Raw genomic sequence first — 14,166 nt, forward strand, 5'->3', positions numbered from 1 at the left:
GCATGGCGAAGACACCGCACGGTGGCGATCCGGACCGCTTGTTGTCACTGCTACCCACCCACCTGCGCACGCGTGACGACCAATCTGGAGGAGCGCTCCGGGCGATGCTCTCCGTCGTCGCCGGCGAGTTGGACCTGCTTGAGCAGGACCTGGTCGACCTGTACGACGGCTGGTTCGTGGAGACCTGCGACAAAGGACTCCTCCCCTATGTCGCCGACCTGATCGGCATGGCGGAAGCTCTCCCCGACCTCGGCGAGGGGACCAGTTGGCGACCCGTCGTCGCCAACACGATCTCCTACCGCCGCCGCAAGGGGACGGTCGCAGTGCTGGAACAAGTGGCGAGAGACGTCACCGGCTGGCAGGCGCGAGCCGTCGAGTACTTCCGGCTGGTGGCCACTGCGGCTCACGTCAACCATCCCCGCTGCGACAGGCCCGCCGTGGCCTCACTCCGACAATCGGACCGTCTCGACCAGACTGGCGGCGGATACGACCTGCGGAGCGACCGCGCCAACCCGCCGCCTGAGGTGCATGACCTGACCCATGGCGCCTTCGAGCCGCTGGCACGCAGCGCGGAGGTGCGGCGTATCGGTACGGGCCGCGGCCGGTACGGCATCACCCAGGTGGGGATCTTCCTCTTCCCCCTGCACAGCTGTCAGGTGGGAACCGCCGATGCCGTCGACCGCTGGCCGCAGGCCCGAGACACCGGCACGGGCTGGACCTTCGACCCGCTCGGCAGGCCAACCCCTCTGTTCCCCGCCATGCCGCGCGAGAGGGGTGCCCAGGAATGCCTCGCTTCCGAGGACGAACTGCCCGTTCCCCTTCGCCCGCGCAGACTGAGGGCACTGTTGGAGGAGGCTCGCAACGGAGTGCTGGACCCACGACATCTGCCCCTCGGCGTTCGGATCGGCCGTGACGGCGATCCGCTGCCACCCGAACGGCTGCGCGTGTCCGGCCTGGAAGGCCTTGAGCCCGGGAAGGGTGACCAGGTGTGCGTGGACGCGGCGGCGGGCCGACTGACGGTCTACCGTGACGAAGAACCGCTCAAGTCGGCCGAGGTCTTCGTCCGCTACCACTACGGCCGGCTGGCCGAGGTGGGGGCCGGCTCCTACGACCGCTCCGAGGGACTGCACCGTGCCCTGGCAGCCGACGGATACGGCAACGAAGGCATTGTCCGACGCATCGATGTCCGCTCGAACCCCGGTCCCCAGACCCCTGCTGACTCCTCCTCGCTTGCGGAGGCCCTCGCCGGAGTCGAGGGATTCCAGCCGCCCGACGGTTCACCGCCAGAACACACCCTGGTCGTCGCGATCGGCGACAGCACATCCCACGTAGGTGACCTGGCGGTGGCCATCCCGAAGGGAACGCGCCTCGTGCTGGTCGCAGCCTCCGCTCCGCACCGCGTGCCCGCCTCGGAATCCGCAGGACTCAACATCGGCACAGCCTGCGTCACCGAAGCTTTGCTCCCCCATCTCCATGGCTCGCTCACCGTCACAGGCGGCCCTGGCAGCAGCCTCGTGCTGGACGGAATCACGATCGAGGGCGACCTGACAGTGTCGGCAGGGAAGCTCGCCCGGTTGACCGTCTCCCACTGCACGGTGGCCGGCAGGGTCACGGTGGCACGGGATGCACCGCGCGCGCCGACCGGGATCGAGAGCACCCTCCGAGTCAGCCTGTTCCGCAGTGTGGTGAAGGCCGTCGAACTCCCCCGCAGCGTCCCCGCTCTCGTGATCAGCGACTCCATCGTCGACGCACGCTCCGCCGGGCCGGCCGTCACGGCACCGGGCGCGCACCTGTCGATCAGCGGAAGCACGGTGCGCGGCGACATCCAGGTCCGCAGCATCGACGCCGACAGCGCCCTGCTCGACGGCCTGCTCCTGGCGGAGAACCGGCAGGCAGGCTGTCTGCGCTACAGCTACCTCCGTCCCGGCTCCCGAGCGCCCCGGCGCTTCCGTTGCGTACCGGCGAGCGCTGCCGACTCGGGCCTCGCCCCGGTGTACGCCTCGGAGAAGCCGGGCTCGCCGCTCTACCTCTCTCTGGCGCACACCTGCCCCGCCGCGATCAGTGAGGGCGGAGAGGGCGATACGGAGATGGGTGCGCACCACCACCTTCACAGGCCTCAGCGCCGGGACGCCCTACGTCGGCACCTCGCGCCCTACGTACCGGCTGAACTGGAATTCAGAATCATCGGGAGCTGAAAAGCATGCAAGGCGACTTCAGCCGCTGGACCTTCGCCCCTCAGGAGGCGTACCGGTCGGTCCTCCTCCAACAGGGGCGAGTCCTGCTGGATGCCGACTGGAACGAGCACGCCGCCATCACTGCCCATCACGACGAGATCCGCACCACGGACCTTGTCGGACCGAGCGGCGGTCCCCTCGCGGGGGCGGGCTTCGCCATCGTCGACGCCGACGGGGAACGACCGGAGGCGACGCTCTGGGAGAACCTGCGGATCGCGCAAGGCCGCTACTACGTCGAAGGAATGGTCGTCGAGGCCCCCTCCCCTCCGAAGCCGGGCGGAAGCGACGAGACGGCACCCTTCGTCGGGTGGCCCCTGGACCACCAGCCTCACGTACGGGCGATCGCCGACGACTCGCCCTTCCCGGACCCGGGGAAGAACGGCCGCTATGTGGCCCTGCTTGACGTGTGGACCCATCTGGTCACCGCTGACGAGCAGCCCGCCCTGCTGGAACCCGCCCTGGGCGGTCCCGACACCACCAGTCGTGCGCAGACAGTGTGGCAGGTGCGCCTCCAGGAGCTGCCTGAAGGAACCGCCCATGGAGCCCTGCACGATCACGACTACTTCAGGGCAACTCCCCGGACGATGGCGGCCTCACTGCGGAAGGCGCCCAGGGACCTCGATCCGTGCCAGGTCCACCCTGCCTCCGGCGGCTATCTCGGACTGGAGAACCAGCTCTACCGGGTGCAGATCCACGAATCGGGCGCAACCCCCACGTTCCTCTGGTCGCGGGAGAACGGCAGTGTCGTCGCCGTACTCACCGCCCTTGCCGACGGCGCGGACGCTGACGCAGACGGCATGACGTTTCTGACCCTGGACAGGGAAGGCCGCGACGAGGAACTGTCCATCACGAGAGACGACATCGTCGAAGTCACCAGCGTCGACCTGCAGATGCGCCGCCAACCCGGATTCCTGGCCACCGCGGGCGCGCCCCATGGGCTCCTGCTCCCCGTACGCTGGACCGGTCCGGCCCCGGCGTCCCTGGCCGCACTCGGCCGAACACCCCTGGTGCGCCGCTGGGAGGGGACTCTGCCGGTGAGCGAACAGCTCCAGGACCTCGAGGACGGCATCCAGGTGCGCTTCCCCGGCAGCGGGACGCTCAGCAGCGGCGATCACTGGCTGATCCCGGCTCGCACCACCCGACAGGTGTACGGGCAGAGCACGCGCGCCGGAAGCATCGACTGGCCGAAGGGAGACGGGCAGGGTGAGCCCAGGATTCCCAACGGCCCGCTGCCCCGCAGTACGCCTCTGGCCGTCCTCACCAGGGCGGACACGGGGTGGAGCCTGGAATCCGACTGTCGGCGTCTGTTTCCGGCCCTGACCGGGATGACCACGCTGGACCTGGCGGGCGGCGACGGTCAACAGGCGCTCCCGGGAACGCCGCTGCCCCAGGCCGTACGCGTGATCGCCCGCAACGGTGGGCTTCCTCTCTCGACGCTGGTTCGGTTTTCGACTCAGGGCGGAAGACTCACCGGCAGCGAAGGCGCCGAGGGAGAGGGCATCGACGAACCGACGGGTTCCGGCGGGGTCGCGGAGGTCACCTGGACCCTGGATGCCCACGGCCCACCGACCCAGATGCTGTGGGCGACACTCCTCAACCATCAAGGCGCACCGACCGGTGCGCCTCTCGTGGTGACCGCCGGCCTCAGCACCGCCTCGCAGGTCTCGTGGGTACCGCCGTCCGGTTGCGGGGGCTTCCCGCAACCGCCCACGGTCCAAAGCGCCCTCAACAGGCTCGCGACCCGGCGTGAACTGCGGTTGCTCGGGGGAGACGGCCAGCATCTCGGTCCGCAGGACAAGATTCTGCCCCGGGCCGTGCGCGCCGTGGTGGACAGTGGCTGCGGGCCCGTCGAAGGCGTGGTCGTCGTCGCGAAGGGGACCAGCGGTGCTCTCGTGGCCAGAGCCGACGGCGAAACGGCCCCCACGACGCTTCCCGCGGACAGCACGGAGACCGGGAACGACACGACCGGGGAGAAAGGCACGGTCGCCTTCTGGTGGCAGCCGGCCCCAGGTCCAGACAGTGACACTCTGCAGATCCAGCTGGGTGATGGCTCTGGGACACCGTTGACCGTCACTGCTCAGAAGCTCTCGGAACGTGCGGACGCCTCCCAGGTTGTCTGGACCCCGCCGGCTCAGTGCGATCTCCAGACTTCGACGGTCAAGGCTGTTCTCGACTTGCTGGCGAAACGGAGTCAGCTCCGTGTGATCGAGGGAGACGGCCAACGCCCCGGGCTACTGCCCAAGCCACTGCCCCAGCCGGTACGAGCCGTCGTGGAAAACCTCTGTGGACCTGTCCCGAATGTCAAGGTGATCGCGACCGCGAGCAGCAAGGCACGCGTGGCCAGGAAGACCGGTTCCACACCACCGAGTCCGTTGCCCGAAGGCAGCGAGAAGAATGACACGACGGACGAGGACGGAGTGGTGGCGTTCTGGTGGCAGCCTGCTGCGGGGGCTGCCGGTGACACGTTGAAGCTGCGGCTGGGCGACGACTCGGGGACACCGTTGACCGTTACCTTGGCGCCCCGGACAGGCGTTCACATCACAGAACTGAAGCTGAAGAATGCTGACTTCCCCAGCGACGACATCGTCTCGCTCGAGAAGTTGATCGGCGGAATCACTGCCGTACTGGATGGAGACATCGACACGCGCAGCATCAACGGCAACGTGTGTCGTGTCCTGTTGGACCTGCCATGGTCGCTCGGCAACGAATCGCCGTGGGGGTCGGAAGACATCGAGTTCGCTCAGGCGGGTTACACGACAATCGCGCTCCCGGCTGCCCCCTTGGGTGCCACCGCACTCTTGAACAAGCGCGCTGTTCCCTGGAAGCCGGACGCCAGAACCCAAGGGTGGCTCGACAAGTCGGTGAAGAACAAGTTGACTGCACTGGGATCAGCGCTGAAGAGGCAGATCATCGGACGCTTCGTCATCGAAGGCTCTGCGATCGTGACTGCCGACGATGCCTGCCTCCACTGCCACGCTCCTTATGAAGTGGGCGCCGACGGCAAGCCCCGGATTCACCTGCCCACCGACGACGCAATCGCCGGCGGACAGTTCGTCAAGTGGTTTGAGCTCCGCGCCCAGTAGGGTGGCGCCCCGCACATCACAGGTCATGCCGACGCCCCGCCGGCGACCGGGGACCTGCCGGATTTGGCCAGTTCCCATCGTGTGGCTGCCCGCACATGCTCGATCGTGACCGGGCTGTTGTCTGCGGCAGCGAGGTAAGCGGCCGAGAGTGCCACAGCCGCGATGGCGCCGCCTGTCAGATCCATGGCCGCCAGGCTGGGCAGGTCGAGGCCGTCGACCGGGGTGTGCGGTGGAAATGCCTTGCGCCACAACGCTTCTCGCATCGCCGGATCGGGATGCGGGAAGTTCACCACGGTGTGGAGCCGTCGCGTGAACGCCTGGTCCATGGCCGATCGGGCGTTCGTGGTGAGAATCGCCAGCCCGCGGAACGTCTCCAGGCGCTGCAGCAGGTAGCCGATCTCAAGGTTGGCGTAGCGGTCGTGGCTGTCGCGGGCCTCGGTGCGCTTGCCGAACAGGGTGTCGGCCTCGTCGAAGAGGAGCACGGCAGCGCTGTCCTCGGCCGCGTCGAACACCCTGCTCAGGTTCTTCTCGGTCTCGCCGATGTACTTGTTCACGACCTGGCTCAGGTCGATGTGCACCAGGTCGAGTTCCAGATCGCCCGCCAAGACCTCGGCCGCGAGGGTCTTCCCGGTCCCGCTCGGACCGGTGAACAGTGCGGTCGTTCCCAGACCCCGTGCCGAACGGCCGGCGAAGCCCCAATCGTCCAGGACGGTGGTGCGGTGGCGGATCGAGGCAGCCAGAGCCCGCAACTGCGCCGCCTGGCCAGGAGGCAGCACCAAGTCTCCCCAAGTGGCTCTGGCACGTTGGACTTTGGCCAGACCGGAGAAGGACGGACGTGCCCTCTCTCGGCATGCGTGCCACAGAGAGACCCCCGAAGCGACGTCTCCCGCTGCGGCCTCCGCAGCGTCCAGGGAGAGGTCGAAGATCCCCGCTGTGCCATCCGCGTCCGCCACGGGTGCACCGGCCCGGTCCAGCGCGGACCGCAACAACTCGCGGCGGTCGGCCGGTGCCAGCCGCTCGAGCCTGACGCTGGTCAGGCCGTGCCCGAGAGCAGGTGTTCCTTCGTCGGCGAGCAAGGCGATGGGCGCGTCGAAGGCCGATGCCAGACGGGCGATGGCGTCGCACTCCGCGGTCCCGGCGTACTCGAGATCGACGGCCCAGGCACAGTTGCCCAGGACTGTTTCACGCTCCATCAATCGCATGGCCCGCTGACGCTCGCCTGCACTGCTCGCCAGGTCGGCGACAGCGACCAACATCAGCTGCAGGCCTTGGGAGCAGGCTGCCGTCGCGGTGACTGTGCGGAGGTTTGCCCGCTGCGGGCCGGAGACCACGACGGCCTGCCGGCGGCTCAAGGCCTGGGCGATCGCTTCAGCGGCGTGCCGCATCGGTGCGGGCAACTGCGGGTGGGCCGACACAGGCCGCGACACCGCGGCCAGTTCGGCATCCAGTCGGCCGGCGCCCGCAAGGTGGTGGAGTACGCGTTCATCCACTGCCAAGGGACTACGGGTCAGCGACGACGGGTCGAGCAGCCGCACCAAGTCCCAGTGCCGCAGTGGTGCAGAGGGGGTCAGCGCGCTCCAGTGGGGCTCCGGCAGAACGCAGAGGGCGGCGCTGAAGGACAGGTGTGGCGAACCACAGGCCGTCAGGAGTTCACCGGCGACCTCTCGGATGAACTCGGGCCCGGCGGCGAGCAGCAGGAGTGACCGTTCGAAGCGGGTCAGTCCGAAGCCGCGCGCGACCTGATCGAGGGCACTGTCGCCGGAGAGGCGGAGTCGCGACGCGGACAGGGCTTCGTCCGCCTCACGGCGGTCGGACTCGGTGGAGTCAGGTCGCAGGAACAGCCGGAGGAGCCTGAGTTCGGCGACCAGGTGGTCACGGTTGGCCTCCTCCCACCCGGTGTCGGTGCCTGTCCCGATCACGACGGTGGAAGTGCGACCGTGGGTGACCCGTAGATGCCGCACACCAGTTCCGGAAGGCTGACGACGCCATCCACCTGGATACGGACCAGCCACTTGCCGTCGGGGACATCCCGGCGAGGTACCCGAACCGACGGCTGCGGCGGCGTCTCGGCCGTGAGCGGCGGCAGCACGAAGTCCACCTTGTCGGGTAGTGCATCGGCATTCGCCACGTCCCGGGAGAACGAGACGGTGGCGCGCTGTCCGGCGAACAGAGGGGGGCTCAGGTCCAGCACGACATCGGAGTCACCTACGTTCACCCGCGCAACAGTCGGTCGCACCGTGACGGGCAGGGCATTCGACGTTGCGGCGACTCTGATCGGCGGCGGTCCGTCCGGTGGCATATGGAGGACCTGGACTGCGTGCAACCCTGCCGGCACTCTTCCGTCGACCGCCACGGTGAGCAGCGAGGCAGTAGCTCCCGGGAGCGGCTCGAGCCCGACCGGTCCCAGCCGAACCCGGGTCTTCCGGCTCAGGAGGTGTTCCCCGCGCAGGTGCAGACGGGTGTCCTCCCCCGCCGGCTCGCCCATTTCGGCGGAAACCAGCCGAGGAGCGGGCGTGGTGGCGAGGCTGAAAGCCCGCTCTCGCACCGGCAGCGCGGCCCTCGGGACGGCCGGCAACTCGAGCAGCACCACCGCGGCCGAGTAGGTCACGGACAGTTGGTACGGGGTCTGCGGGAAGACCGACCAGAGCTTGGACAGGTCGTCCAGGGACAGAATGGTGGGAGAGAGCCTGACCGGCTCGATCTGATGGGCGAGATCTGACTCGGTGAGGAAGGCGGTGTCCTCCGAGTCGGAGTATTCCTCCACGGCGGCGGCGACGACCTCCGAGCTCAGTACGGGGGTGACGGAGAGCGCGGTGAGGGCCCTTCCCAGCAGCCGTTGCCCCTCCAACGCTGCTTCTCTGCCGTAGCAGGTGATGAGGTAGTGCAGATCAAGGGCGCACAGTGGGCGTTTGAGGAAGGCGGCGTCGTCGTCGCGCGTCGGCAGGGCCGCGAGGTTCCACGCCGGATTGGGCGTCACGAGGTAGAGAAAGACGTTGATACCCGTCGACTGCACGAGATCGGGAGTGCCGAGCTGATCGGGCCTCAGGGTCGTCACCTGGGCGTACCCGACGGGCCCGAGCCGCACGGGCTGCAGGGCGCGGTCGAGGACATAGCGCAGTGCCGAGGTCGCGGCAGCGATGGCCAGGTGGTTGCTCACCGGTCCTCCCTGCGCCTCGTCAGATAGGCGTCGAGGTCTACGCGCGGCAGGGGACGACGGGTGGGCGTATTCGGCGGTGCAGCCTCATGCCGCACAACTTCGATCCGCTCGATGTGCACGTGCACGGCCGGTGCGGAGTCCTCCGGCCCGTCACCGATGGCGGAGAGCGTCGTATGGGCCTCCCCCACCGTCACGGTCGCCCGATTCCGGGATGACGCCGAAGTGGGCCCGCGATCGTCGGACGCTCTCACCTGGATGTGATCACTTGACGGGACCACCCCTCTGTCGGCGAGCATCGGCACCACATGGTCGCGCACGAGGTCCATGGCGCTGGGAACCGTTCTCACCGCCCCCGCGGTGCGCGCCGTTGGTCTCTCCGGCTTCCGGCCGAGGGACGGGGCAGGTGGGGCGGAGTCGGGCGGCTGACCGGCAGAAACGCCGGCAGTGCCTGCCGTGGGGGGCACTGCCTTCGAAGCCGCAGAGGGGAAATCGGGCGTCTGCGGTGGACGCCTCCGCTCTCCCGGTGCGCGAACGGGATCCTCGCCGGAGTGTGCCGGCAGCTGGGCCGACTCCATGGCCCGGTTGGTGACGGCTCCGCCCTTCACCAAGGTACTCGCCTCCCCGGACAGCGGCGCGGGTGCGGTGGGCGCGACCGACGGCGAGGCCGACGCTTCGTTGCCGGTTGTCGCCCTTGGGCCGACGGGGCTCCCGGGACGGCTCGGTGCAGTGCCGCGGCCGGATGGCGGACCGGGCCTGTCGGCAGGTGCCTGCGCGGTGCCGACGTGACTCGGCGGAGCTTCGGTCGGTGTGGGCTGCGCCGTGGACGGCGCTGCGGTCACCGACCTCCCGAACTCAACACCCTGCCCCGGACCGGCCGACAAGGAAAGCCGATCGGTCGTGCGAGAGAAAGCCTCGTCAGCCACGGAGGCACGTACGGCGTCGGTCGGCGGCCGATGTTGAGGCTCAGGTGCGTCCGGCTCGTACGAGGGGCCGTGTGGGGCGGAATGGGCGCTGAGGGTGTAGGGATCACGGGGCGGGGCCTGGAGGGAAGGCGGCGGATCCGTTCTCGCTCGCTCTTCGTGGTCGTTGTTCGTTCGGCCGATTGGTGGTGCGGTGTCGACGGCTGACGAGGGGTCGGTGTCGATGCCCTCCCGCACCACTGATGGGGATGTGTGATTCGCCTGCTCGAGGGCAGGGAAGGCACCGTGTTCGTGCGATCCGCTCGGCTGCGTGGGACTGGACGCGAGGTCGTGCCCTTCGCCGGACAGCGATCGCTGGTGCTGCGGATCCGTAGGCGGTGAGCCGGGGGGCACGCCACCGCTCACGCGTGTGCGGTCCGCGGGCAGGGCGCTGAGCTGGGCGGGCGGCTCCGGTCTCCACGCGAGCTCGGCCTCTGGCGCGCCGACGGCGGGAGGGGGCGTGGCGTCGTGGGAGGCAACCCCGTGGTCGTGAACTGCAGCGCTGGCGCGGCGCAGGTGGTGGGACGGGGCGTCTGAGGTTGGTGTGGTGGCTGGCACCTGCGGGCGACGCTCAGACCCGGTGAACGGGTTTTCACCTGTCGCCGGGGTCGCTCCCCGGTGGTGCTGTGAGGACGCGGTGTGCGGTTCGGTGCCTTGATCGGCGGTGGGCGAACTGACGCTGACGTCGCGATCGCCGGGGTGGGCCTGGATGTCCGGCTCGGGTGGCAGTTGCAGGGCACGGGCAGGTGCGCTGCCCCTGTCTATGGCGACCTCCGACGGCCCACCGTCCGCCGTGTCGACAGCATGAGAGTCCGCTGACCCCGAGTCCGACATGGAGGAGGCACGCTCCCACACGTGCTCCACTGTAGGAACCCATGGCTCGAACCGCGTGCGTCGGCGCAGGGCCAGCCGTGGCTCCGTGCCAAGGGCCCGCTGCGCCATCCGCTCGAAGAACCCCGTCACGACTCCGCCCTCTCCAGATAAGCGTTCCTGCGCGACGTCGGCATGGCCAGTACGTCGGGCTCGCTCCAGCCGAAGGCACGGGCGAGGACCGCCACGTCCTCCATCAGACGGAGGGCTGCCATGTCGATCTGGTCCCAGAGCACCGCTCCGGGGTCGAGCGCAGCCGGCACCGGTCGATCACACTGCGGACACTGCATATGCAGCATCAGCAGTGCCTGGCCTGTGAGCCGTTCCGCCGTGACGTCCAGAAGCATCTCCTCCTCCGCCGTGAGACAAGAAGGGTCGAAGGGAGTTCCGTCGGACCGCCGCACACAGCACGACAGCAGCACGGTACGCGCCTTGTCGGGCTCGGCGGTTGCGGCGATCAAGTGGCGCGTCGTCAGTGGACGGACAGTGAAGTCGCCCACCACGACATCCTGCTCCCGAGGAGCCGGAACAACCGTGAGATCCTCTGCGGGAGGCAGGGAGACCTGCGCGTCCATCAGCTCTCCGCAGGACTGGCAGGCGACCACCCCCGCCACCTCGCGCCCGAAGGCGACCGCGTGAGCATGGGCGGCGAGCGCGGCGCACGCGCCGACGTCGAGGTCGAGGGCGGAGTCCAGGTCCGGTGAGAGGCCGGCGAGATGGACAAAGACCGCACTTCGGGCCGCTGCGGGAGCCGACGATGCCTGCTCCCAGGCTCTCAGAAGGAGTTCCGGATCGGCGAGGCTGCGCACCATGACCTCCCTGCATCGTGCCTGTGGTCGGCACCTTCTCTCACAGTGCGGCGGAAGTGGGCTCCGTCGGCTCGGTCACCGTGGTGTCGCGTTCCCATCCCTCGTTCTCCAGCTTGATCGACTGAATGGCCACGGCGTTGGCGTTGGCATCAAGGTCGGGCAGCGCAAGGAACTCCGACACCCAGCAGCGGTACACCTTGTAGGCGAGCACCAACTGGCCCGCCTCGTTGTAGACCTCGATGATGACGTCCTTGCGAAAGTCCTTGAGCGACGTCTCGGCACCCATACCGGAGCCCCAGCTCCATACTTTGCTCGCCCACTGCTCGAAGTCCGGATCGTGGGTGACGCCCCGCTCCAGCGTGACCGCGTCGTACTCGGTACGCCCAGGGGATTTCCGACTACTGCTCGGATCACCACCGTGGCGATGCTTCACGACTTCCGTGGTCCGCTTCAGCGCGCTCACCTTACTGATCCCGGCGACGTATCGGCCGTCCCACTTCACCCGGAACTTGAAGTTCTTGTACGGGTCGAAGCGAGTCGCATTGACGGTGAAGTCGGCCATGCTGCACCTTCCGGTGAACGAGTCATCCCGCTGCTTCGGCGGTCTTCTGCTGGATCCCGATGACAACGAACTCGGTCGGCTTGAGCGGAGCGAAGCCGACAACGATGTTGACAATCCCGCGGTCGATGTCGTACTGCGTGGTTGTCTCGGAGTCGCACGCGACGAAATAGGCCTCACGCGGGGTGCGCCCTTGGAAAGCGCCCTGTCGGAACAGGTCCTGCATGAACGCTCCCAACGAGGTGCGGATCTGACTCCACAACCGTTCGTCGTTGGGCTCGAAGACGACCCACTGGGTGCCGCGGACGAGACTCTCCTCGACGAAGAGGGCTAGCCTGCGCACGGGCACGTACTTGTACTCGTCGGCGAGTGCGTTGGCACCACGAAGTGTGCGAGCACCCCACACCACCGACCCGACCTGCGGGAACGTGCGCAAGCAGTTGATCCCCAACGGATTGAGCTGCTCGCTCTCCCCCTCTGACATCGGGTACGTGAGGCCGCTTGCGCCCACGACGCCGGCATCCACGCCGGCCGGGGCCTTCCACACTCCCCGAGTCGCGTCGGTGCGCGCCATGACGCCGGCGACCGCTCCGCTCGGCACGAAATCACCCATTGCCCCGTCGCGCAGAGGGTCGGCAGAGCGGAGACGCGGCACGTACACGGCACCATTGCGGTTCATCGGGCCGGACATGCCGAGCTTCGCCAGCCAAGCAGGGGAGTCTGCGGGCGCAGTTCCGGCCGGAGTGTCCACGAGAAGGAACGCTCTGCGCTGCTGGCACAGCCTCAGCGCTTTCGCCCACACGTCCTCGGGCAGATTGCCATCAGGCCGTGAAGGTGGCAGGCAAAGGAGGTTGAAGTCCGTCGTGACCAGTGCGTCCAAGCCCTGTTCGCCGGCGTAGTCCGCCAGGTCAAGCTGATCGCCGTCTGTGCCCAGCCCTGCATCGGTCACCTTGTAGACGCCCTTCGCGGGACGCTTGGAGGCGGACGGCATGCGCTTCACCCGGACGAACTGCGAACTGCGAAGCATCGCGTCCACACGGCGGGGACCGTCGACCGTGGTGAGGTTGAGAAAGGTTTCGAGGACGGTAGCGGCATCCCTGTCGTCATCGCGGACCTCGAGGATCTTCAGTTCGAAGAGGTCTGTCGCGCCGAAGTCGGCGCTGCCGCTGGCGACCTCCTCCGCGTTACCGGACTGCGGGTGGACGACCTCGACCTGCAGCCGGTTCCCCCAAATGCCGGGCCCCGATGCCTCGAGAAGGAGGCCGTCCACGTCAAGGAGCGCGGATTCGGCTCCCCCGGCGAGGCGCAGCACCCGTGCGGTGCCACCGCCGTTGAGATAGAAGTCGCGGACCGCATAAGACAGACCGCTCTCCCGCCACAGTCCGCCGAACACGCGGTCGAACTGCGCCATGGAGGTGATCGTCACTGGTTCGCCGACGGGCCCGCGGGCGGCGCGGCCGACGAACGCGGTGACGGAGGTGGAGACTCCGGTGACTGCCCTGATGCCACTGGGAATCTCTGTGATGTAGACACCTGGGGCGGCAAGGGGTTCTGGCATGGATGGCTCCTTCGGCGATGACCTCCGAGCGGATCGTGCCAGCAGCACATCACCGAGCCGTCACAGCAGCATCAAGCCCGGGCCCCGTGACGAGGGCGTGACACCTGGTTGATGCCGCGGTGCGAGCCTCACCATCCCGGTGCTGCGCAGCCGAGGCCCGAGCTGGAGGCTTTGAAATGGTAAATGTGTCAGTGACCTCGTCCGTCATGATTGAAGACGGGCCCGTGCTCTCCCTGGCGATGGACCTCGACCCTGAGTCGTACACGGTCGCCAGCGTGACGCTCGATGCCGGGGGCGAACGCACTGTGGGTCTGTCCCCGGAGAGTGGGGCTCCGATTCTGCTGGCTGTCAGGGCCACCACAGAGTCGGGCAACGCTGCCGATGTGTCGCTCCAGCCCAATCCGGACGCTCCCGCTCCGGACACTCCCGCTCCGGCCGCCCAGGGCGTCACTCCTCAGCCCCTTCAACTCAAGGTGCGAACGGTGCTGCTGATCAGCGGAGCCGAGGTCTTGCAGAGCATTGGTACGCCCAGATCCCTCGGCGTCACGAATCACGGCAGCGAACCCGTGACCGTCGACATCCTGGCCTGCCTCGACCTTCCCGACAAGGCTGAGACGGAACGGTCGAGCGAGCGGTCGAGCGAGCGGTACTGACGGAGCGGGCGAACTACGACGGGACCGTCACGACCTCAGGCACGGTCTCGGTCTGCGGCCCCTTCGTCGCGCCGTTCGGCCTGTCGGCGGTGTGCGAGCCGCTGCCGTCCTTGTTCTCCTGGTCGCTCGACAGCAGCTCCTGCAGCATCTGAATCGCTCCGCTTATGCGCAGCAGAGTCTCGCGCAGCCCCGCCTCCTGCTCGACCAGCTTTCTCAGCTGTCCTTCACCAAGCTGGTACTCCTTCTGGAGCTCGGCGAGGCGTGACTCGAGTTGATCCCGCATG

Annotated in this window: 10 protein-coding genes; 3 read left to right on the forward strand and 7 right to left on the reverse strand. The window is 68.2% G+C overall.

Annotated features, from left to right (window positions below; genetic code table 11):
- Positions 1-104: 104 nt before the first annotated feature.
- Positions 105-2,195, forward strand: coding sequence for a phage tail protein (locus ACFYZ4_RS03025; RefSeq protein ID WP_351289763.1), 2,091 nt, complete (start codon positions 105-107; stop codon positions 2,193-2,195).
- 5 nt (positions 2,196-2,200) lie between these two features.
- Positions 2,201-5,317, forward strand: a complete 3,117-nt coding sequence (locus ACFYZ4_RS03030) for a DUF6519 domain-containing protein (RefSeq protein ID WP_351289765.1) — start codon at positions 2,201-2,203, stop codon at positions 5,315-5,317.
- Positions 5,318-5,340: 23 nt separating this feature from the next.
- On the opposite strand, the gene ACFYZ4_RS03035 is transcribed toward ACFYZ4_RS03030, so the two are convergent.
- The 6 genes from ACFYZ4_RS03035 to ACFYZ4_RS03060 form a co-directional block, all read right to left on the reverse strand.
- Positions 5,341-7,236 carry an ATP-binding protein gene (locus ACFYZ4_RS03035; protein ID WP_390782817.1) on the reverse strand — a complete coding sequence of 632 codons (1,896 nt, stop codon included), beginning with the start codon at positions 7,234-7,236 and terminating at the stop codon, positions 5,341-5,343.
- The gene (locus ACFYZ4_RS03040; protein WP_390782818.1) at positions 7,233-8,474 is read right to left on the reverse strand and encodes a DUF4255 domain-containing protein; all 1,242 of its coding nucleotides are present in this window, start codon (positions 8,472-8,474) and stop codon (positions 7,233-7,235) included. Before ACFYZ4_RS03040 ends, ACFYZ4_RS03035 begins: the two co-directional genes overlap by 4 nt.
- Positions 8,471-8,800 carry a hypothetical protein gene (locus ACFYZ4_RS03045; RefSeq protein WP_351289771.1) on the reverse strand — a complete coding sequence of 110 codons (330 nt, stop codon included), beginning with the start codon at positions 8,798-8,800 and terminating at the stop codon, positions 8,471-8,473. Before ACFYZ4_RS03045 ends, ACFYZ4_RS03040 begins: the two co-directional genes overlap by 4 nt.
- Before the next feature lie 1,592 nt (positions 8,801-10,392).
- Positions 10,393-11,115: a hypothetical protein gene (locus ACFYZ4_RS03050; protein WP_390782819.1), complete on the reverse strand. Its 723-nt coding sequence runs from the start codon at positions 11,113-11,115 to the stop codon at positions 10,393-10,395.
- Positions 11,116-11,152: 37 nt separating this feature from the next.
- Positions 11,153-11,674 (reverse strand): phage tail protein, encoded by a 522-nt coding sequence (locus ACFYZ4_RS03055; RefSeq protein ID WP_030320007.1) that lies wholly within the window; start codon positions 11,672-11,674, stop codon positions 11,153-11,155.
- Positions 11,675-11,696: 22 nt separating this feature from the next.
- A complete protein-coding gene (locus ACFYZ4_RS03060; protein WP_351289775.1) occupies positions 11,697-13,229 on the reverse strand; it encodes a phage tail sheath subtilisin-like domain-containing protein in 1,533 nt (510 codons plus the stop codon).
- Between the two features lie 206 nt (positions 13,230-13,435).
- On the opposite strand from ACFYZ4_RS03060, the gene ACFYZ4_RS03065 reads away from it, so the two are divergent.
- Complete coding sequence (locus ACFYZ4_RS03065; RefSeq protein ID WP_384345168.1) at positions 13,436-13,882, forward strand: hypothetical protein; 447 nt, start codon at positions 13,436-13,438, stop codon at positions 13,880-13,882.
- 13 nt (positions 13,883-13,895) lie between these two features.
- On the opposite strand, the gene ACFYZ4_RS03070 is transcribed toward ACFYZ4_RS03065, so the two are convergent.
- A complete protein-coding gene (locus ACFYZ4_RS03070; RefSeq protein WP_390782820.1) occupies positions 13,896-14,165 on the reverse strand; it encodes a hypothetical protein in 270 nt (89 codons plus the stop codon).
- Between the last annotated feature and the right edge of the window lies 1 nt (position 14,166).

It is taken from the genome of Streptomyces sp. NPDC001513 (genome assembly GCF_042894695.1).
GTDB lineage: Bacteria > Actinomycetota > Actinomycetes > Streptomycetales > Streptomycetaceae > Streptomyces.